At 61.3% G+C, this 17,902-nt stretch carries 19 protein-coding genes; 8 read left to right on the top strand and 11 right to left on the bottom strand.

Annotated features, from left to right (window positions below):
* The first annotated feature begins 46 nt into the window (after positions 1–46).
* From LUU92_RS22805 to arfB, 3 genes are all read left to right on the top strand, one after another.
* A complete protein-coding gene (locus LUU92_RS22805) occupies positions 47–1,468 on the top strand; it encodes an amino acid permease (RefSeq protein ID WP_257102686.1) in 1,422 nt (473 codons plus the stop codon).
* Between the two features lie 101 nt (positions 1,469–1,569).
* Positions 1,570–2,253 carry a pentapeptide repeat-containing protein gene (locus tag LUU92_RS22800; RefSeq protein WP_071489424.1) on the top strand — a complete coding sequence of 228 codons (684 nt, stop codon included), beginning with the start codon at positions 1,570–1,572 and terminating at the stop codon, positions 2,251–2,253.
* Between the two features lie 12 nt (positions 2,254–2,265).
* Entirely contained in the window at positions 2,266–2,679 is a 414-nt protein-coding gene (arfB, locus tag LUU92_RS22795) for an alternative ribosome rescue aminoacyl-tRNA hydrolase ArfB (RefSeq protein ID WP_071489425.1), read from the top strand.
* On the opposite strand, the gene LUU92_RS22790 is transcribed toward arfB, so the two are convergent.
* From LUU92_RS22790 to LUU92_RS22775, 4 genes are all read right to left on the bottom strand, one after another.
* Positions 2,676–3,872, bottom strand: coding sequence for an MFS transporter (locus tag LUU92_RS22790; RefSeq protein ID WP_071489426.1), 1,197 nt, complete (start codon positions 3,870–3,872; stop codon positions 2,676–2,678). The genes arfB and LUU92_RS22790 overlap by 4 nt on opposite strands.
* A 104-nt stretch (positions 3,873–3,976) precedes the next feature.
* Entirely contained in the window at positions 3,977–4,159 is a 183-nt protein-coding gene (locus LUU92_RS22785) for a hypothetical protein (protein ID WP_071489427.1), read from the bottom strand.
* Between the two features lie 73 nt (positions 4,160–4,232).
* Entirely contained in the window at positions 4,233–4,364 is a 132-nt protein-coding gene (locus tag LUU92_RS22780; protein WP_257102685.1) for a hypothetical protein, read from the bottom strand.
* 147 nt (positions 4,365–4,511) lie between these two features.
* Entirely contained in the window at positions 4,512–4,823 is a 312-nt protein-coding gene (locus LUU92_RS22775) for an Mpo1-like protein (protein WP_071489429.1), read from the bottom strand.
* 160 nt (positions 4,824–4,983) lie between these two features.
* Here LUU92_RS22775 and LUU92_RS22770 point away from each other — a divergent pair, with 160 nt between their 5' ends.
* Positions 4,984–6,042, top strand: a complete 1,059-nt coding sequence (locus tag LUU92_RS22770; protein ID WP_071489430.1) for an AraC family transcriptional regulator — start codon at positions 4,984–4,986, stop codon at positions 6,040–6,042.
* On the opposite strand, the gene LUU92_RS22765 is transcribed toward LUU92_RS22770, so the two are convergent.
* From LUU92_RS22765 to LUU92_RS22735, 7 genes are all read right to left on the bottom strand, one after another.
* Positions 5,999–7,453: a TrkH family potassium uptake protein gene (locus tag LUU92_RS22765; protein ID WP_071489431.1), complete on the bottom strand. Its 1,455-nt coding sequence runs from the start codon at positions 7,451–7,453 to the stop codon at positions 5,999–6,001. The two genes, LUU92_RS22770 and LUU92_RS22765, sit on opposite strands and share 44 nt — an antisense overlap.
* 176 nt (positions 7,454–7,629) lie before the next feature.
* A complete protein-coding gene (locus LUU92_RS22760; RefSeq protein ID WP_071489432.1) occupies positions 7,630–8,973 on the bottom strand; it encodes an imelysin family protein in 1,344 nt (447 codons plus the stop codon).
* 128 nt (positions 8,974–9,101) lie between these two features.
* Entirely contained in the window at positions 9,102–11,153 is a 2,052-nt protein-coding gene (locus tag LUU92_RS22755; protein WP_257102684.1) for a putative bifunctional diguanylate cyclase/phosphodiesterase, read from the bottom strand.
* Between the two features lie 160 nt (positions 11,154–11,313).
* Positions 11,314–11,529, bottom strand: a complete 216-nt coding sequence (locus LUU92_RS22750; RefSeq protein ID WP_071489434.1) for a hypothetical protein — start codon at positions 11,527–11,529, stop codon at positions 11,314–11,316.
* Between the two features lie 129 nt (positions 11,530–11,658).
* The gene (locus tag LUU92_RS22745; protein WP_003212997.1) at positions 11,659–12,255 is read right to left on the bottom strand and encodes a superoxide dismutase; all 597 of its coding nucleotides are present in this window, start codon (positions 12,253–12,255) and stop codon (positions 11,659–11,661) included.
* A gap of 178 nt (positions 12,256–12,433) precedes the next feature.
* On the bottom strand, positions 12,434–13,033 hold the full coding sequence (locus LUU92_RS22740) for a LysE/ArgO family amino acid transporter (protein ID WP_092246970.1): 600 nt from the start codon (positions 13,031–13,033) through the stop codon (positions 12,434–12,436).
* 5 nt (positions 13,034–13,038) lie between these two features.
* Positions 13,039–13,440, bottom strand: coding sequence for an ACT domain-containing protein (locus LUU92_RS22735; protein ID WP_071489436.1), 402 nt, complete (start codon positions 13,438–13,440; stop codon positions 13,039–13,041).
* 98 nt (positions 13,441–13,538) lie between these two features.
* Here LUU92_RS22735 and LUU92_RS22730 point away from each other — a divergent pair, with 98 nt between their 5' ends.
* The 4 genes from LUU92_RS22730 (at position 13,539) to LUU92_RS22715 (ending at position 17,818) form a co-directional block, all read left to right on the top strand.
* Positions 13,539–14,432: a LysR family transcriptional regulator ArgP gene (locus LUU92_RS22730; RefSeq protein WP_071489437.1), complete on the top strand. Its 894-nt coding sequence runs from the start codon at positions 13,539–13,541 to the stop codon at positions 14,430–14,432.
* A 52-nt stretch (positions 14,433–14,484) separates the two neighbouring features.
* Positions 14,485–15,483 (top strand): NAD-dependent epimerase/dehydratase family protein, encoded by a 999-nt coding sequence (locus LUU92_RS22725; protein WP_071489438.1) that lies wholly within the window; start codon positions 14,485–14,487, stop codon positions 15,481–15,483.
* A gap of 114 nt (positions 15,484–15,597) precedes the next feature.
* The gene (locus LUU92_RS22720; RefSeq protein WP_257102683.1) at positions 15,598–16,443 is read left to right on the top strand and encodes an ATPase; all 846 of its coding nucleotides are present in this window, start codon (positions 15,598–15,600) and stop codon (positions 16,441–16,443) included.
* 115 nt (positions 16,444–16,558) lie between these two features.
* Positions 16,559–17,818 (top strand): D-mannose isomerase, encoded by a 1,260-nt coding sequence (locus tag LUU92_RS22715; protein ID WP_222540333.1) that lies wholly within the window; start codon positions 16,559–16,561, stop codon positions 17,816–17,818.
* The last annotated feature ends 84 nt before the right edge of the window (positions 17,819–17,902 follow it).

The following is a 17,902-nucleotide window of genomic DNA, read 5'->3' as shown; positions in this document are numbered from 1 at the left end:
AGCAACCTGCAATCAAAATTCTCAAACCTTGCGTGAGACCCTTTTCATGAGTGGACCCCATTCCTCTTCAGGCGAGCTGAAACGCGGCCTGAAAAACCGGCATATCCAGCTGATCGCCCTCGGTGGCGCCATCGGTACCGGCCTGTTCCTCGGCTCGGCCGGGGTGCTCAAATCCGCCGGGCCGTCGATGATCCTGGGTTATGCCATCTGCGGCTTCATTGCCTTCATGATCATGCGCCAGCTTGGCGAAATGATCGTCGAAGAGCCGGTCGCCGGTTCCTTCAGCCACTTTGCCCACAAGTACTGGGGCGGTTTCGCCGGCTTCCTGTCGGGGTGGAACTGCTGGATTTTGTACATCCTGGTGGGCATGTCGGAACTGACCGCCGTCGGCAAATACGTGCACTACTGGTGGCCGGAGATCCCGACCTGGGTCTCGGCCGCGGCGTTCTTCGTGCTGATCAACCTGATCAACCTGGCCAACGTCAAAGTGTTCGGTGAGGCCGAGTTCTGGTTCGCCATCATCAAGGTGGTGGCCATCGTCGGCATGATCGCCCTGGGCAGCTACCTGCTGGTCAGCGGCAGCGGCGGGCCACAGGCCTCGGTAACCAACCTGTGGGACCACGGCGGTTTCTTCCCCCACGGTGTCGGCGGATTGGTGATGGCCATGGCGATCATCATGTTCTCCTTTGGCGGCCTGGAAATGCTCGGTTTCACCGCTGCCGAGGCGGATAAGCCACGCACCGTGATCCCGAAGGCGATCAACCAGGTGATCTATCGCATCCTGATCTTCTACATCGGCGCCCTGGTGGTGCTGTTGTCGCTGACGCCGTGGGACAGCCTGCTGGAAACCCTCAACGCTTCCGGTGATGCCTACAGCGGCAGCCCGTTCGTGCAGGTGTTCTCGATGCTGGGCAGCAACACCGCCGCGCATATCCTTAACTTTGTGGTGCTGACGGCGGCGCTGTCGGTATACAACAGCGGCACCTACTGCAACAGCCGCATGTTGCTGGGCATGGCCGAGCAGGGCGATGCGCCCAAGGCATTGGCCAAGATCGACAAGCGCGGCGTGCCGGTGCGTTCCATCCTCGCCTCGGCGGCGATCACCCTGGTGGCGGTGTTGATGAACTACCTGATTCCGCAGCACGCGCTGGAACTGCTGATGTCCCTGGTGGTGGCCACGCTGGTGATCAACTGGGCGATGATCAGCTTCTCCCACTTCAAATTCCGCCAGCACATGAACCGCACCGGCCAGGTGCCGCTGTTCAAGGCTTTGTGGTACCCCTACGGCAACTTCGTTTGCCTGGCGTTCGTGGTGTTCATCCTGGTGATCATGCTGATGATTCCGGGCATCCAAGTGTCGGTGTATGCGATTCCAGTGTGGGTGGCGTTTATGGCGGTGTGTTATGGGATCAAGAACAAACGCAAGGCACGTGCGGCCGTGAGCACAACGGGGGCAGTTCTGGAGTAGGACCTTTCCTCAAACAGCAGACCCGGCGCCGTGCCGGGTTTTTTGTTTGGGTGAGCAGGTTAGAATCGCCCCTGGTTTTTTCGAGCGTGCCCGGAGGTCCCATGCAACACATCGATATCGACGGCGGCGCCTTTCAGCGTGATGAGTTGGAAGACCTGATTGACCAGCACTCCGGCCCCTTGCGCCTCACTGGCGTGGACTTGAGCGGCGCCGATCTGTCGCGCATGACCCTGGATCATTGGGTGTTCGAACGCTGCATCCTGGTCCAGACTTCTTTCTTGGGGGCTCGCCTGGAAGGCACGCTGTGGAAAAGCTGCCGTGCCAGCCTTGCCATTTTCGAAGCGGCCAACCTGCTGGAAGCGCAATTCCACAACTGCGACCTGAACAACACCCGCTGGCAGCGCAGCAAGCTTTCCCAGGCCAGTTTTGAACACTGCAAGTTGACCGGCGCCAACTTCACCCATTGCGCCTCGTTGGGCCTGAGTTTCAGCGAAACGCGGCTGAACAGCGCTTTTCTGTCTGGATTGTCGTTTGCGCGGACCGTACTGAATAACCTGGATTTTTCCGACAGCGATTTGTCTGATGCCGACTTTCGCAAGGCTGAGCTGATCGATTGCAGCCTCGCCCATGCTCGCATCAATGGCGCCAACTTTGCCGACGCCGACCTACGCGGTGCGGATTTGAGCGGGTTTCGCCTCAATGATGCCAAACTGTTCAAAGGCGCCGTGATTTCCAAAGCCCAGGCGTCGATGCTCTTGTCTGAGTTGGGCTTGTCCGTTGCCTAAGGTTTTTGATTGATGCTGGTAATTTCCAACAACGTGCACCTGCCGGATGCCGAGGTCGAGCTGACCGCTATCCGCGCCCAGGGCGCTGGTGGGCAGAACGTCAACAAGGTGTCGAGCGCCGTGCACCTGCGCTTTGATATTCCCGCATCGTCGCTGCCGGACTTCTACAAGGAACGGTTGCTGGCGCTGCGTGACAGTCGCATTACCAGCGAAGGCGTGCTGGTGCTCAAGGCGCAACAATACCGGACCCAGGAGCAGAACCGCGCGGATGCGCTGGAGCGCCTGGTGGAGTTGATCCTCAGCGCTACCAAGGTGGAGAAAAAGCGCCGCCCGACCAAGCCGACCCTGGGCTCGAAAAAGCGTCGCCTCGAATCCAAGACCAAGCGCGGCAGCATCAAGGCTGGGCGTGGCAAGGTCGATTTTTAGTCGCCGCGTGCCTCACGGGCTTTCGGCGCTTGTCGGTACAGGTAAACACTGAGCAGCAAGCCACCCAAGGCGGCGAGGGCGGCGAACAGGAAGATCGACGCAAAGCCAAACCCCGCCGCCACGGCACCGGCGAGCGGGCCGGTGATGCCCAACGACAGGTCGATAAACAGCGAGTAAGCCCCCACCGCCGAGCCTCGGCTGGACGCCGGTACCAAGTTGACGGCTTCGACGCCCAAGGCGGGAAACACCAGGGAGAAGCCAAACCCGCTCAACGCCGCGCCGGCCAGGGCCAGGCTGGCATCCGGGGCGAGCCATAGCAACAGCAGGCCGAGGATCTCCACCGACAGGCAGGCAATCGCCACGCGAAACCCGCCGATCCGGTTGATCAGGTTGCCGAACAGCAGCCGTGCACCGATAAAGCTGGCGCCGAACAGGCTCAATGCCCACACCGCGTTATCCCAGTGCTGGGTGGTGTAGTACAGGGTGATGAAGGTCGCGATGGTGCCAAATCCAATCGAGCCCAGCGCCAGCGCGCAGCCGTGGGGCAATACCCGGCCCAGCACATTCATGAAGGGCAGGCGCACGCCGGCCACGATCGGTGCGGCGACCTTGTTCCAGGCCAACAGCAGGCCGACGATGGCCAGCAGGATGATGCTGACCCCCATGCTCCACAACCCGAAACTCTTCACCAGCACGACGCCCAACGGTGCACCGACCGCCAGTGCGCCGTAGCTGGCGATGCCGTTCCAGGAAATGACCTTGGCGGTGTTCTGCGCGCCGACCCGGCCGATGCCCCAGCCGATGGCGCCCGAGCCCACCAGGCTTTCCGCGCTGCCCAGCACCAGGCGGCCGATCAACAGGCTGCCCAGGCTCAAGGCCGGCAGGCTGGAGAACCACGCAGCGAGCAGCATGAACACGCCGCTCAGGCCGCAGCCGGCCAGGCCGATCAGCACGGCGCGCTTGCTCCCCAGGTTGTCGATGATCTTGCCCGCGTACGGGCGGCTCAGCAGGGTAGCCAGGTATTGCACACTGATCACCAGGCCGGCAATCACCGCGCCGTAGCCCAGTTCACTGTGGACATAGCCCGGCAACACGGCCAGGGGGATGCCGATATTCAGGTAGCCGATGAAGGTGAACAGGACGATGGAAACAACTTGCAGCGTGACCGCCATGGGGCGCTGGGTATCGAGCATGGGAGGGGTCCACTGTCGCAGCAGGTAAAGATAGGTTGCTAATGATACCGGTGGTTTGCTTCGCGCAGGGCGCTAAAACACAAAAACCTCGGATCAAAAAGACCTCAGGCGCGCGCAGGGGCCAGCAGTTGGGTGGTGACCAGGGCGGCCAGCGCGTTTTCCTGGGTGCCGAAACGCTTGAGCAGTACGGCCTGTTTCTCCGCGCTGAGGCGGTTCCACACCTCGACCATCTGCAGGGCTGCGTCGAGTACAGCGGTGTCCGGGTTGTCGGGGAGGGTATCGGTCATGGCGGGGCCTCGATTCATTCAGGCAGTGTGGAAAGCGCTTAACGTTGCGCTTTCCACACGGTCTGGTACGGCGTCAGTCCTGGCTTTTGCTGTCGACTGGTTTGGCTTCTTTTTTGGCCTCAGGCTGTTTATCGCTGGCCTGCTGCGGTGTTGGCTGCTCTGTAGGGTGCAGGCTTGGGAAGGGGAGATTAGGTATCTCGTGCATCGTCGTCGCTCCTCGCAAGGTCTGTTTTTTCAATCGCAGGTGATTCCGCGCTCTCAAAAAGCCTTGGCAGGATACAGCACCGCAAATGACAAAAAGATTTTTATGTCGCCGGATGCAGGAACTTTCATCGTTTAAACGGTCGTTCGCCTAGAACGGCACCTTGCCCAGAATCATGTCGCGGTACATCACAAAGTCCCCCAACAAGCTGTAAAACGGGTGCTGAAAGGTCGCCGGGCGGTTCTTTTCGAAGAAGAAGTGGCCGACCCAGGCAAAGCTGTAGCCGGCAATCGGCAACGCGACCAGCAAGCCCAACGAACCCCGGCCGATGGCATACGCCAGAATGCCGATTACCAGCGTGGTACCGATGAAATGCAGGCGCCGGCAGGTACTGTTGGCGTGCTCGGCCAGGTAGTAGGGGTAGAACTCAGCAAAGCTATTGAATCGCTTGATGTTTTCCACAGTGGCTGGCCCTTTGATTGTTATGCCGCCCAACAGATGTTCGGCGGGGAGCTTATTTGAGTCTAGAGTGATCAGTAGTAACAGCCAGTGACAATAGATGCCACTTTAGTATCCTTGGCTTCCTGGCTGTCGTTTGAGCCTGCTTTATTAAGAAGACGCCATGAGCGAACGAACAACTTCTGCAAGCTGGGCGATGGGGATAGTCAAGGCACTGGAAATGGACGGCCTGGATTGCCGCGCCTTGTTCAGGCAACTGGGCCTGGACTACGCCGCCCTGAATGACCCCGATGCGCGGTTTCCACAGGATTGCATGACCCGCCTGTGGCAGCGCGCGGTGGAGCTGTCGGGCAATCCGGCGATCGGTCTGAACATGGGCAAAGTGGTGCGGCCGGCGTCGTTTCATGTGGCCGGCTATGCGCTGATGTCCAGCAACACCCTCGCCGAGGGTTTTATGCGCCTGGTGCGTTACCAGCGCATCATCGCTGAAAGTGCCGACCTGAGTTTCCGACTGATCCCCGAAGGGTATGCGCTGATTCTGACGGTGCATGGCGATCACCTGCCGCCGACGCGGCAAAGCGCCGAAGCCTCGCTGGCCAGTGCCCTGGCGTTGTGTGGCTGGCTCACCGGCCGCACCCTGCAGCCGCGCAAGGTGGTGCTGCAAGGTGATCAGCCGGCGGACCTTGGCCCGTACAAACAAGCCTTCCACGCACCCCTGGAGTTCAACGCGCCCTACGACGCGTTGATTTTCGAGCGGGCCGACATGGAAGCGCCGCTGCCCACGGCCAACGAGGCCATGGCGCTGTTGCATGATCGATTTGCCGGTGAATACCTGGCGCGTTTCTCGGAAAGCCGCGTGACCCACAAGGCGCGGCAAGTGCTGTGCCGGCTGTTGCCCCAGGGCGAGCCCAAGCGTGAAGTGGTGGCGCAGACGTTGCACCTGTCCCAGCGCACCTTGCAGCGGCGGCTACAAGAGGAGGGCACCAGCTTCCAGACCCTGCTCGACGACACCCGACGCGAACTCGCCGAGCAATACCTGGCACAGCCGAGCATGACCTTGCTGGAAATCGCCTACCTGTTGGGTTTTGCCGACCCGAGCAACTTCTTCCGTGCGTTTCGTCGCTGGTTCGATGCCACGCCCGGCGAATACCGGACGCGGTTGTTGGAAACCTCGGTTGTCAGTGACGCCAAAAAGCCGGAATACACAGAACAAAGACCGTAATGATCTCGAGTCGACCGAGCAGCATGCCCAATGACAGGATCCATTTGGCCGCATCCGGCAGGCTGGCGAAGTTGCCCGCCGGGCCGATGGTTTCCCCCAGGCCCGGGCCGACACCGGACACCGTGCTGGCGGCGCCGGTCAAGGCGGTCATCCAGTCCAGGCCCAGCAGCGACAACGCGAGGGCGATGGCGCAGATGGTGATGGCAAAGAAAAACGAAAACGTCAGGATCGAACGCACGATCTCTTCATCCAGGCGGTGGCCGTTGTACTTTTGCTTGATCACCGCGCGCGGGTGAATCAGCTGGTTCAAGTTGGCCTTGAGCAGGATGTAGGCGACCTGGAAACGGAAGATCTTGATCCCGCCGGCTGTCGAGCCCGAGCAACCACCGATAAACCCCAGGTAGAAGAACAGCATCAGTGAGAAGTTGCCCCACAGGCTGTAGTCCCCCAACGCGAAACCGGTGGTGGTGACCACCGAGGTCACGTTCAACGCCACATGGCGCAGGGCATCGAGCCAATGCAGGTTGGTGGTCCACCAGTACCAGGTACCGAGCACCAACCAGGTCACGATCAGCAAACCGAGCAAGCCTTGTACCTGCTGATCCTTGATCAGTGCCTTGCGGTTGCCGCGCAACGTGGCCACATACAGGGTGAACGGCAGGCTGCCGAGAATCATCACCACCACCGCCACCCAGTGCACCGCCGGTTGTTTCCAATGGGCCAGGGACTCATCCGAGGTGGAGAAGCCGCCGGTGGAAATCGCCGACATTGCGTGGTTGATTGCATCGAACAGGCCCATGCCCGCCCACCAGAACGCCAGGCTGCCAAGGATGGTGATACCCACGTAGGCCGCCACGATCAGCCGCGCCACCATGTGCGAGCGGGGCATGACTTTTTCCGAGCGGTCCGAGGACTCGGTCTGGAACAGGCGCATGCCACCGATGCGCAGCAGCGGCAGGATCGCTACCGCCATGCCGATAAAACCGATACCACCGAGCCAGTGCAGCAGCGAGCGCCACATCAGGATGCCAGGCGACAGGGTGTCCAGGCCGCTCAACACCGTGGAGCCGGTGGCGGTGATGCCGGACATGCTTTCGAAGAACGAGTCGGTGTAGCTGATGTGCTGGGTCAACAGAAAGGGCAGCGCGGCGAAGACACACACCACCACCCAGCTGCTGACGGTCAGCAGGTACATGTCCCGCGGGCGCAGGTGCACATGCTCGGGGCGACCGGGAATCACCAGGGCCAGGCCGGCGAGAAAGGTGATCATGCTGGCCCACAGGAACGAAGGCAGGTCGCTGGTGCGTTCGAAAATCACCAGGGTGGCCATGGGCACGACCATGGCGATCGCGAGGGTGATCAGGAAGATGCCGATGATGAAACCGATGATACGCAGGGTCGGCAACGCCATGAAATTCGCTCGAGGTAGGGCAGAGGCGCCATTCTACCTGGGGTGCAAGGCATGTAAACCGGGGTTTGAGGCAATGCAGTCAAATGTGGGAGGGGGCTTGCCCCGATGGCGGTGTGTCAGTAAACATGTGCTTCACTGACACACCGCTATCGGGAGCAGGCCCCCTCCCACCTGGATCAGAACTCGTGATCAGCGTTATCCGGGTTCAGGTCGCTGATACCCAGCTTGCCCGCTGCCGCTTCGATCGAGCCAGTCTGCTTGACCAGTGCGGCGATGGCGTCGCGCACGATCTGGTTGCCTGCGTCATTGCCGGCTGCGATCAACTGGTCGTAGTGCTCACCCTTGTTGGCGTGGTCCACCATGACCTGGATCTTCGCTTCGGTTGCCGCCAGGTCCGCTTTCAAGGCGGTGTCGGCAGCCGGGTCGGCCTTGGCCACCAGGGACGACAGGCTGGCGCCGGTCATTTTGGTGCCGTCGACGCGGGTGTACTCGCCCAGGTAGACGTTGCGGATGCCCTTGGCGTCGTAGAAGTGCGAGTTGTGCGTGTTGTCGCTGAAGCAGTCCTGTTCGTCTTCCGGCGAGTTGGCTTCCAGGGACACCTTCATGCGCTCACCGGCCAGCTCGCCCAGGGACAGGCTGCCCATGCCGAACAACATTTTGCGCAGGCCGTCGGTGGCAGGTTCCGCCTCCAGGGTGGCGCGGTAGTTGTCTTCGACGTTGGGTTTCCAGTTGCCGACCATTTCTTCCAGGTCGCTGACCAGCAGTTGGGTCACGGCACGCAGGTAAGTGCGGCGGCGCTCGTTGTGGCCACCGGTGGCACCGTCGCCCGTCAGGTAGTCCGACGCCGGACGGTTGCCGGCGCCTGGGCCGGTGCCGTTCAGGTCCTGGCCCCACAGCAGGAATTCGATGGCGTGGTAGCCGGTGGCGACGTTGGCTTCGGAACCGCCCAGCTCATTGAGGCTGGCGAGTTTTTCCGGCGTGATGTCCTTCACGTCGACCTTGTCTTCGCCGACCTGGATCTGGGTGTTGGCAATGATATTGGCGGTGGCGCCCGGGTTGCCCAGGGCGTGTTCGTAGGACTTGTCGACGTAGTCGATCAGGCCTTCGTCCAGCGGCCATGCGTTCACCTGGCCTTCCCAGTCGTCGATGATGGTGTTGCCGAAGCGGAACACTTCGCTCTGCAGGTACGGGACGCGGGCGGCGATCCAGGCGGTACGTGCGGCTTTCAGGGTTTCGTCGTTCGGCTTGGCGAGGAACGCGTCGATCGCGGTTTGCAGGGTTTTCGCGGTGGACTCGGCATCGCTGTAGACCGCAAATACCATGTCTGCGTAATGCGCGACCACGGCCTTGGCGGCCGCTTCGTCGACCTGGCCGGCAGGGGTGGCAGCCGCTGGAGCGGTAGTGCTGGCAGCCGGGGTCGGCGCCTGTGGCGCTGCGGCCTTGTCTTTACCTTCGCCACAGCCGGCGAGAGAAATGGCAATGGCCAGCAGACTGGCGGTGGCCAGGGGCATACGAATCATGGCGAACATCCTGCTTCGGTTGTTGATGGGGCGCGCGGGGGGAGCGCAAAAACTGCGACATAATGCGAAAGATTTGCATTTTGTGTAAAGGGTTATACGCGGGAAATATTCAGTATCGTTTTGGCCGGTCAAAGAATGACGGCGTTGTTACGCTCCGACTGCTTGAGAAATGCCGCCAGCTCCCTGGCCTGCAAGGGTTTGCTGTAGTAGTAACCCTGACCCTCATGGCAGCCCTCGGAGATGATGTAGGCCTCCTGCTCAGCGGTTTCCACGCCTTCGGCGATCACCTGCATGCCCAGGCTTTTGCCCAGTTGGATGATCGCGCGCACGATGGTGGCATCGTCGTCATCGTCCAGCAGGTCCTGGACGAAGCTCTTGTCGATCTTGATCTTGTCCAGGGGTAGGCTTTTCAAGTAGCTGAGGGATGAGTAACCGGTGCCAAAGTCATCAATGGCAATCAACGCCCCGGAACGACGCAGGCTCAGCAGATGCTGGGCCGCGGTGCTGATGTCTTCCATCAGGCCGGTTTCGGTGACTTCCAGTTCGAGGCTGCGCGGCGGCAGGCGGTAGATCTGCATCAGGTTATTGACCACCCGTGGCAGTTCGGTGTGGTGCAGTTGCACGGTGGACAAATTGACCGCCATGCGCAGGTCGGTGAAGCCCAGGTCGTGCCATTCGCGCAATTGCCGGCAGGCCTGGTCCAGTACCCATTCGCCAATCGGAATAATGGTGCCGTTCTGCTCGGCCAGCGGGATAAACAGGTCCGGCGGTACCAGGCCATGCTCTGGATGCTGCCAGCGGATCAGCGCCTCCACACCGACCACGCGGTGATCGCGGTAGCTGATCTGCGGTTGGTACACCAAATGGAATTGGTTGCGACTGAGCGCTTCGCGCAGGTCTTTTTCCAGCTCGCGGCGGCGGCGCATTTCGCTGTCGACGCTGGCGATATAGAACTGATAACGGTTGCGCGAACGGGTCTTGGCCAGGGTCATGGTCTGTTCGGCTTTTTGCAGCAGCTTTTCGGTGCTGTCGCCGTCTTCCGGGAACAGGGTGATGCCGATGGTGGCGCGCAGGCGGATGCCTTCGTGGTCGAGAGCGAACTCCGCCTCCAGGTCGTCCAGAATGCTTTGTGCCAGCTCGGCGGCCTCGTAAGGCTGGTCGATATCGGCCTGCACCAGGGCGAACTGGTCGCCGCCCAGTCGGGCGAGTGCGCCGAGGCGGCCGCTGTGGGCACGCAATCGGTCGGCCAAGGCCAGCAACAATTTGTCACCGGCCTGGTAGGTGAACTGTTCGTTGACGCTCTTGAAGTCATCCAGCCCCACGCACAATACCGCTACGCGCCGTTGTCGACGGCCGGCGTCGATGAGAATCTTGTCCAGTTGCTCCTGCAGTTTCTGGCGGTTCGGCAGGCCGGTCAGGAAGTCGTACTGGGCCATGCGCAACAGGCTGCTTTCGGCCTCATGACGCAAATGGGTGTTACGTTCGATGGATTCGAGCAATTGGTTGGCGGTGTTGATCCACAGCCCCAACTCGTTGCGCTCGTGGCCCTTGAGCTGCGGGATCTTGTGTTCGCTGGGCCGGTCCGGGTTGATCGACGTCAGGTGCTCGATGATCCGTGACAGCGGCTTGGTCAGCAGCCAGTGATAGACCAGGTACAGCACCAGGCCCATGGCCAGGGCGCGCAACACCCCGGAAATGAAGATGATCACCGAGTTGACGATAAAGCCCTGGCCATAAGTCGCGGTGTCGAGGGTGATGCTCAGGTCGCCGTAATACTCGCTGTAGGGGCCTTTGCCCACCAGCGCCGTGGTGAAGGTGCGTTCCCGGCCAAGAATCAGGTCAGTCAACCAGCGGCTGGGCGCTTGCTGCAAGGCACGGCTTTTTTCTGCCAGCATGGTTTCGTTGGGGTGGCCGATGGACGCCATGCGCACGGCGTCATCCTGGAACAGGCCCTCAATCACTTGCATGCCCATCTCGCGGTCCAGGCTGTAGACGGCCTGGGTCGAGGGGTCGCGAAACATGTCGAGGATGCGCTGGGCATCGCCGGCTACGGCTTGGCGTGTCTTGTAGGCATCAAAGACGATCTGCGCCACGCTCAGCACGACGCCCACGATCAATGCCGACAGCAGCACAACCCGTAGCAACTTCACCGACAAGCTGTTCTTGAGTTCCAGCTTCAAAGGGTCATTCCTTGTTCCATGCGGGTAGCCTCAATATGCCATGAGTATTGGCAATCTGGTGAGGGCAGTCAAAGGAACATTGGGGTTAACCGGGTTTGAAGGAGGGGAGCGAGGCGGATTGCTGTCCGCCCGCCCGTTACGAGCCGCGGCGGCGGGTCGTTTAAAACTTCAGCGTGCGGTTTCCTAATTCCAGTGTGTTCGAATAATCAACCGATTTTTTGGTGGGTTCGAAAGCCTGGTCAAGCATTTTCCCCAAAGTCTTGGCTGCCACGTCAGCAAAGGGTTGGGCAAGCGGTAAGAGGGACTTGGTGATGTCGCCAGCGGTTTTAACAACGTCGCCAACGATAGGCAGAGCTGCGAGTGCGCCAATGGTCATTGTGATTTCTCCGACAGATAAGAGAGGCTGATTCCTCCAGAGACTGCGTGGCAAAGGCCTGTCACTCAGTTCCATCACGCACAAAAAAGCCCGGCATTCGCCGGGCTCTTTTTTTACTGCAAGCAGTGCTTAGGCAGTGAAGGTCTTGCCTTCGAACTGCTCAGCCACGAACTTCCAGTTGACCAGGTTCCAGAACGCTTCCACATACTTTGGACGCACGTTGCGGTAGTCGATGTAGTAGGCGTGTTCCCACACGTCGCAGGTCAGCAGCGGGGTGTCGCCGCTGGTCAGCGGGTTGCCGGCGCCGATGGTGCTGGCCAGGGCCAGGGAACCGTCAGCCTTTTTCACCAGCCAGCCCCAACCGGAGCCGAAGGTGCCGACGGAGGTCTTGGTGAACTCTTCCTTGAACTTGTCGAACGAACCGAACGCCGCGTTGATGGCTTCAGCCAGCGCGCCGGTAGGTTGGCCGCCGGCGTTTGGCGCCAGGCAGTTCCAGTAGAAGGTGTGGTTCCAGACCTGGGCAGCGTTGTTGAAGATACCGCCCGAAGAGGATTTGACGATCTCTTCCAGGGTCTTGCCTTCGAACTCGGTGCCTGGCACCAGGTTGTTCAGGTTCACGACATAGGTGTTGTGGTGCTTGTCGTGGTGGTATTCCAAGGTTTCCTTGGAGATGTGCGGCTGCAGGGCATCGTGTGCGTAGGGCAGCGGCGGCAATTCGAAAGCCATGATAAATCTCCTAATCAGGTCAGTTGCGGTGAGCGCAAGGCCGATCACGGGCGGCCAAACAAGCGCCGGGGAGTTTGTACTCTTTGCGGCGCAGGGTCAGGATCATAGCACCGGGGTTGTGGCAAAACCACGCAACAACTGTGTGGGATAGAGGTTCCAGAGCGTTTTGGAATATTCCTCAGGCACTGATCAATTGATAGGCCACGCTGAACATCATCACCGCCACCAACAGGTCCAGCAGGCGCCAGGTGGCCGGGCGTGCCAGCCAGGGTGCCAGCCACGCCGCGCCGAGCGCGAGGGTTGCGAACCACAGCAGCGACGCACTGGCCGCGCCGGCGACGTAGGCGCCCGGTTCGGTTTGTTGGGCGCCGAGCGAGCCGATCAGCAACACGGTGTCCAGGTACACGTGAGGGTTGAGCAGGGTGACGGCCAGCGCGCTCAGCAGCACCGCGCGCAGCGAGCGCACCTGCAGGTTGCCGCCCTGGTCCAGGCTCTGTTTCGAACAGGCCCGGCGGAGTGCGCAGGCCCCGTACCAGATCAGGAAAGCCGCGCCGCCCCAGCGTGCGATCGCCAGCAGTATCGGGCTCTGCGCCAGCACTGTCGCCAGGCCGAATACCCCGGCGGCCACCAGCAGCGCATCGCACACCACACACAGCGCTGCCACGGGTAAATGATGTTCACGGCGCAGGCTTTGCGCCAAGACAAAGGCATTCTGGGTGCCGATGGCCATGATCAGGCCGAGGGCGACCAGCAAACCATTCAGGTAGCTTTGCCACATAGGGTCTACTCCGCGTTTGCCGCCAGTTGCTGCAACACGTGCATGGCACGCTGGGCATCGGCACGGCCGACGAACAGGTGGTCGTGGTAATAGCCGGCAATCACGTTGCAACTGATGCCGGCCTTGCCCAAGGCACTGGCGAAGGCGGCGGTCAGGCCCACGGCCTCCAGGGCCGAGTGCACATTCAAGGTGATCCACGCGGCGACGTAGTCGAAGGCCAGCCCTGCCTGTTCCGCTTGTTGGCGTTCGACGATCAGGGTCAGGCCTTCTTGTTCGCGGAAGCTGCCGATCACCTCGCAACCGGCAGGGATACGCTGATCAGGCAGGGTGCAGAATACGTAGTCGCCGTCATTCAGATGAGGGCTCATGCTGCGCAGCAGGGTAGCCAGGGCGGTTTCGCCAGCCATGGGAGGTTCCTTATAAAGAGAGAAGCGATGCTGGCTATTCTCATCGCGCAGGCTGTATAAGAAAAACCAATATTGCTGATCGCTCATTAGAGAAACTGATGTTCGACTATAAATTGCTTTCCGCTCTGGCGGCGGTGGTGGAGCAGGCGGGCTTCGAGCGCGCCGCCCAGGTGCTGGGGTTGTCGCAGTCGGCGATCTCCCAGCGCATCAAGTTGCTGGAGGCGCGTATCGGCCAGCCGGTACTGGTGCGGGCCACGCCGCCGACACCCACCGATATCGGCCGTCGCCTGCTCAACCATGTGCAACAGGTGCGCCTGCTGGAGCGCGACCTGCAAAGCCAGGTGCCGTCCCTGGATGAGGAAGGCATGCCCGAGCGCCTGCGTATCGCGTTGAACGCCGACAGCCTCGCCACCTGGTGGGCCGAGGCCGTCAGTGGTTTTTGCGCCGAGCAGCATCTGCTGTTGGATCTGGTGGTGGAGGACCAGACCGTAGGCCTCAAGCGCATGCGCGCCGGTGAAGTGGCTGCCTGTATCTGCGCCAGCGAGCGCCCGGTGGCCGGGGCACGTAGCCTGCTGCTGGGGGCCATGCGTTATCGCGCGTTGGCCAGCCCGGCCTTTATTGCCCGGCACTTTCCCGACGGCGTGCGCGCCGACCAACTGGCACGCACCCCGGCATTGGTTTTTGGCCCGGATGATTTCCTGCAACACCGCTACCTGGCATCCCTCGGCGTGGATGGCGGCTTCGAGCACCATTTATGCCCATCGTCCGAAGGCTTTATTCGCCTGACCGAAGCGGGCCTGGGTTGGGGGCTGGTGCCGGAATTGCAGGTGCGCGACCAACTGCAAAAAGGCCTCTTGGTCGAGTTATTGCCAGATAAGCCCATCGATGTGCCGTTGTACTGGCATCATTGGCGCAGTGGCGGGCAACTGCTGGGCTTGTTGACCGACCATCTGGCCCAGGCATGCGGGCAGTGGTTGGTGCCGTTGGAGTGATGGCGTGCGTCAAGGCAACAGCGATGAAAAACGAAAGCACACGGGGTAATACATGAAGATTCTGGTCACCGGCGCAAGCGGCTTCATCGGCGGGCGCTTTGCGCGTTTCGCCCTGGAGCAGGGCCTGGACGTGCGGGTCAACGGGCGACGTGCCGAAGGTGTGGAACACCTGGTCAGGCGCGGCGCCGAGTTTATCCAGGGTGATTTGAATGACGCCGACCTGGTACGCGATCTCTGCCGCGATGTCGAAGCCGTGGTGCATTGCGCCGGCGCCGTCGGGCTGTGGGGCAAGTATCAGGACTTTCATCAGGGCAATGTGCTGGTCACCGAAAATGTCGTCGAGGCCTGCCTCAAGGAGCGCGTGGGCCGTCTGGTGCACCTGTCGTCGCCGTCGATCTATTTCGATGGGCGCGATCACCTGGGGCTGACTGAAGAGCAAGTGCCCAAGCGCTTCAAGCACCCCTATGCCGCCACCAAGTACCTGGCCGAACAGAAGGTGTTCGGTGCCCAGGAGTTCGGCCTCGAAGTAGTGGCCCTGCGTCCGCGCTTCGTCACGGGCGCCGGTGACATGAGTATCTTCCCGCGCCTGCTGAAAATGCAGCGCAAGAATCGCCTGGCCATCGTCGGCGATGGTCTGAACAAGGTCGACTTCACCAGCGTGCACAACCTCAACGAAGCGCTGCTCAGCAGTTTGCTCGCCACGGGCTCGGCGCTGGGCAGGGCCTACAACATCAGCAACGGTACGCCAGTGCCGGTGTGGGATGTGGTGAACTACGTGATGCGCCAAATGGAGTTGCCGCAGGTGACGCGGTATCGGTCCTACGGTTTGTCCTACAGCGTGGCGGCACTCAACGAAGCGTTTTGCGCGATGTGGCCCGGTCGTCCCGAGCCGGCGTTGTCGCGCCTGGGCATGCAAGTGATGAACAAAGATTTCACCCTCGACATCAGCCGCGCCAGGCATTATCTGGACTACGAGCCCAAGGTCAGCCTGTGGACCGCCCTCGACGAGTTTTGCAGTTGGTGGAAGGCCCAGGACCCTGGGTTGAAGTAAGCACACAACAGGCAACACTTCGGGAACCGAATTCGGCGTTCCGGGTCGATCAGGGCGTCGGGAACGCGGTTTATACTCCCGTCGCTCGCCACCTCACCGATTCAGGGTTGATACATGCGCAACGATGCTAAAGACGATTTCGACAACGTTCCCAGCCTGCGGGCGGATGTCGGGGATGACGATGACTTCGAACCTACCCCGGCCACCTCAGTGCGTTCGCGTAACACCAAGGTGGTCAAGGTCAAGAGCGCCAGCACCGGCCCGTTGTGGGCCTTGATCGGCGCGCTGCTGATCGCCTTTGCGGGTCTGGCCTGGTGGAGCTTCCAGCAGATCTCCCTGATGGGCCAGCAGTTGGTGGCCACCCAGGAGAGCTTTGCGCGCATCAGCGAAGAAGCGGCGGGGCGCCTGCAGGATATTTCCGGCAAGGTGGTGGCCAGCGAGGCCAGCGTCAACAACGGCAGCGAAGCGCTGAAACTGCAGATCAAGCAGCTTGAAAGCCAGTTGCTTGAGCAGGGTAAACAGCAGATCGGCGTGGCCGGCCAGGCCACCGAGCTGGACAAGCGCCTGACGCAAATGACCGCCAGCACCACCGACCTATCCAACGCCAACAGCAAGCTGCAAGGCCAGGTCCAGGCGTTGACCGACGCCGTGGCGACCCTAAAGGCGGCGCAGGTTGACGCCGGCAAGCGCGATACCGAGATCAAGGAACTGGCCGCTGATGTGGCCGCCTTGAAGAAACAGGGCAACCCCAGCGCCGCCATCGCCCGGATCGAACAGGACCTCGTGGTGCTCAAGAGCGCCCAGGACAACGCGTCGGCCAACAGTGATGCGCCTACCAACAAGGAGTTCGACGTGTTCCGCATCCAGACCACGCGTAATATCACCACCTTGCAGAGCCAGGTGCAGAACCTCAACCAACAACTTAACGCGCCGGCGAGAGTTACCCCGCTCGGGCAATGAGGTCTCTTGTAGAAATGTCACCACTCGGTGACATTTCCCATCCCCTTCGTTACTTGCTCCCAGTGCGCCCTTGTTTAGACTCCGGTCATCCCACAAACAATAATAAGGGCCACCCATGACCACCCAACCACTGCCTGCCAGCAGTTGGCTGAACGCGCCTGCCCATCACGCCTGGCTCGCTGCCGAAGGCCAGCGCCTGCTGGCGTTTGCCAAGGCGTCTCGACTGCCCGATGGCTTTGGCAACCTGGACGACAAAGGCCGGCTGCCGGCCGATGCCCGCGCTGAAACCATGAACACCGCCCGCATGACTCACAGTTTCGCCATGGCCCACGCCATGGGGTTGCCTGGCTATGCCGAACTGATTGAACACGGGGTTGCCTCCCTCAACGGCCCGTTGCGCGACAGTGAGCATGGCGGCTGGTTCGCCGCACCCCACGCCGTCGACGGCAACCGTGGCAAGGCCGCGTACCTGCACGCCTTCGTGGCCCTGGCCGCCAGCTCTGCAGGGGTGGCGGGCGCTCCCGGCGCGCAACACTTGCTGAATGACGCCATCCATATCATCGACCAGTTCTTCTGGAGCGAAGAGGAGAGCGTGATGCTCGAGTCCTTTGCCCAGGACTGGAGCGGCGTCGAAGCCTATCGCGGCGCCAACAGCAACATGCACGCCACCGAAGCCTTCCTCGCCCTGGCCGATGTGACCGGCGATACACGTTGGTTGGACCGTGCGCTGCGGATCGTCGAGCGCGTGATCCATACCCATGCCGCCGGCAACCAGTTCATGGTGATCGAGCATTTCGATACAGGCTGGCAACCCTTGCTCGGTTACAACGAAGACAATCCCGCCGATGGCTTCCGCCCCTACGGCATTACCCCCGGCCATGGCTTCGAGTGGGCGCGGCTGGTGCTGCACCTTGAGGCCGCGCGCCTGCAAGCCGGGCTCGCCACCCCCGAGTGGCTGGTGACCGACGCCAAAGGCCTGTTCGCCAGTGCCTGCGAGTACGCCTGGGCGGTGGATGGTGCCCCCGGCATCGTCTACACCCTCGACTGGAACCACCGCCCGGTGGTACGCGAGCGCCTGCACTGGACCCATGCCGAAGCCAGCGCCGCTGCCCAGGCCTTGCTCAAACGCACCGGCGAATCGCATTACGAAACCTGGTACCGGCGCTTCTGGGAATTCTGCGAAACCCACTTCATCGACCGCATCAACGGCAGCTGGCATCACGAACTCAGCCCGCATAACCAACCCAGCAGCAAAATATGGGGCGGCAAGCCGGACCTGTACCATGCCTGGCAAGCGGTAGTGCTGCCTGCACTGCCCTTGGCACCCAGCATGGCCAGTGCCATCGGGGCTGGGCGCTATGTCACCAACTGGTGACATTTGTGCATCCCTTTGTTACCTGCGCCTCAAAAAACCCTGTTTAAACTCCGTGCAGCGCAAGCCTAAGACTTGCATGCATAA

The sequence above is a fragment of the Pseudomonas extremorientalis genome (assembly GCF_024584605.1).
In the GTDB taxonomy this organism is placed as follows: Bacteria; Pseudomonadota; Gammaproteobacteria; order Pseudomonadales; family Pseudomonadaceae; genus Aquipseudomonas; species Aquipseudomonas extremorientalis.
The sequence above is the reverse complement of the archived record's forward strand: the minus strand, read 5'-3'. Positions and strand labels throughout refer to the sequence as shown.

Coding starts and splice junctions, on each gene's coding strand:
- LUU92_RS22805 (WP_257102686.1), top strand. CDS start 47: ATGAGTGGACCCCATTCCTCTTCAGGCGAGCTGAAACGCGGCCTGAAA.
- LUU92_RS22800 (WP_071489424.1), top strand. CDS start 1,570: ATGCAACACATCGATATCGACGGCGGCGCCTTTCAGCGTGATGAGTTG.
- arfB (WP_071489425.1), top strand. CDS start 2,266: ATGCTGGTAATTTCCAACAACGTGCACCTGCCGGATGCCGAGGTCGAG.
- LUU92_RS22790 (WP_071489426.1), bottom strand. CDS start 3,872: ATGCTCGATACCCAGCGCCCCATGGCGGTCACGCTGCAAGTTGTTTCC.
- LUU92_RS22785 (WP_071489427.1), bottom strand. CDS start 4,159: ATGACCGATACCCTCCCCGACAACCCGGACACCGCTGTACTCGACGCA.
- LUU92_RS22780 (WP_257102685.1), bottom strand. CDS start 4,364: ATGCACGAGATACCTAATCTCCCCTTCCCAAGCCTGCACCCTACAGAG.
- LUU92_RS22770 (WP_071489430.1), top strand. CDS start 4,984: ATGAGCGAACGAACAACTTCTGCAAGCTGGGCGATGGGGATAGTCAAG.
- LUU92_RS22765 (WP_071489431.1), bottom strand. CDS start 7,453: ATGGCGTTGCCGACCCTGCGTATCATCGGTTTCATCATCGGCATCTTC.
- LUU92_RS22760 (WP_071489432.1), bottom strand. CDS start 8,973: ATGATTCGTATGCCCCTGGCCACCGCCAGTCTGCTGGCCATTGCCATT.
- LUU92_RS22750 (WP_071489434.1), bottom strand. CDS start 11,529: ATGACCATTGGCGCACTCGCAGCTCTGCCTATCGTTGGCGACGTTGTT.
- LUU92_RS22745 (WP_003212997.1), bottom strand. CDS start 12,255: ATGGCTTTCGAATTGCCGCCGCTGCCCTACGCACACGATGCCCTGCAG.
- LUU92_RS22740 (WP_092246970.1), bottom strand. CDS start 13,033: ATGTGGCAAAGCTACCTGAATGGTTTGCTGGTCGCCCTCGGCCTGATC.
- LUU92_RS22735 (WP_071489436.1), bottom strand. CDS start 13,440: ATGGCTGGCGAAACCGCCCTGGCTACCCTGCTGCGCAGCATGAGCCCT.
- LUU92_RS22730 (WP_071489437.1), top strand. CDS start 13,539: ATGTTCGACTATAAATTGCTTTCCGCTCTGGCGGCGGTGGTGGAGCAG.
- LUU92_RS22725 (WP_071489438.1), top strand. CDS start 14,485: ATGAAGATTCTGGTCACCGGCGCAAGCGGCTTCATCGGCGGGCGCTTT.
- LUU92_RS22720 (WP_257102683.1), top strand. CDS start 15,598: ATGCGCAACGATGCTAAAGACGATTTCGACAACGTTCCCAGCCTGCGG.
- LUU92_RS22715 (WP_222540333.1), top strand. CDS start 16,559: ATGACCACCCAACCACTGCCTGCCAGCAGTTGGCTGAACGCGCCTGCC.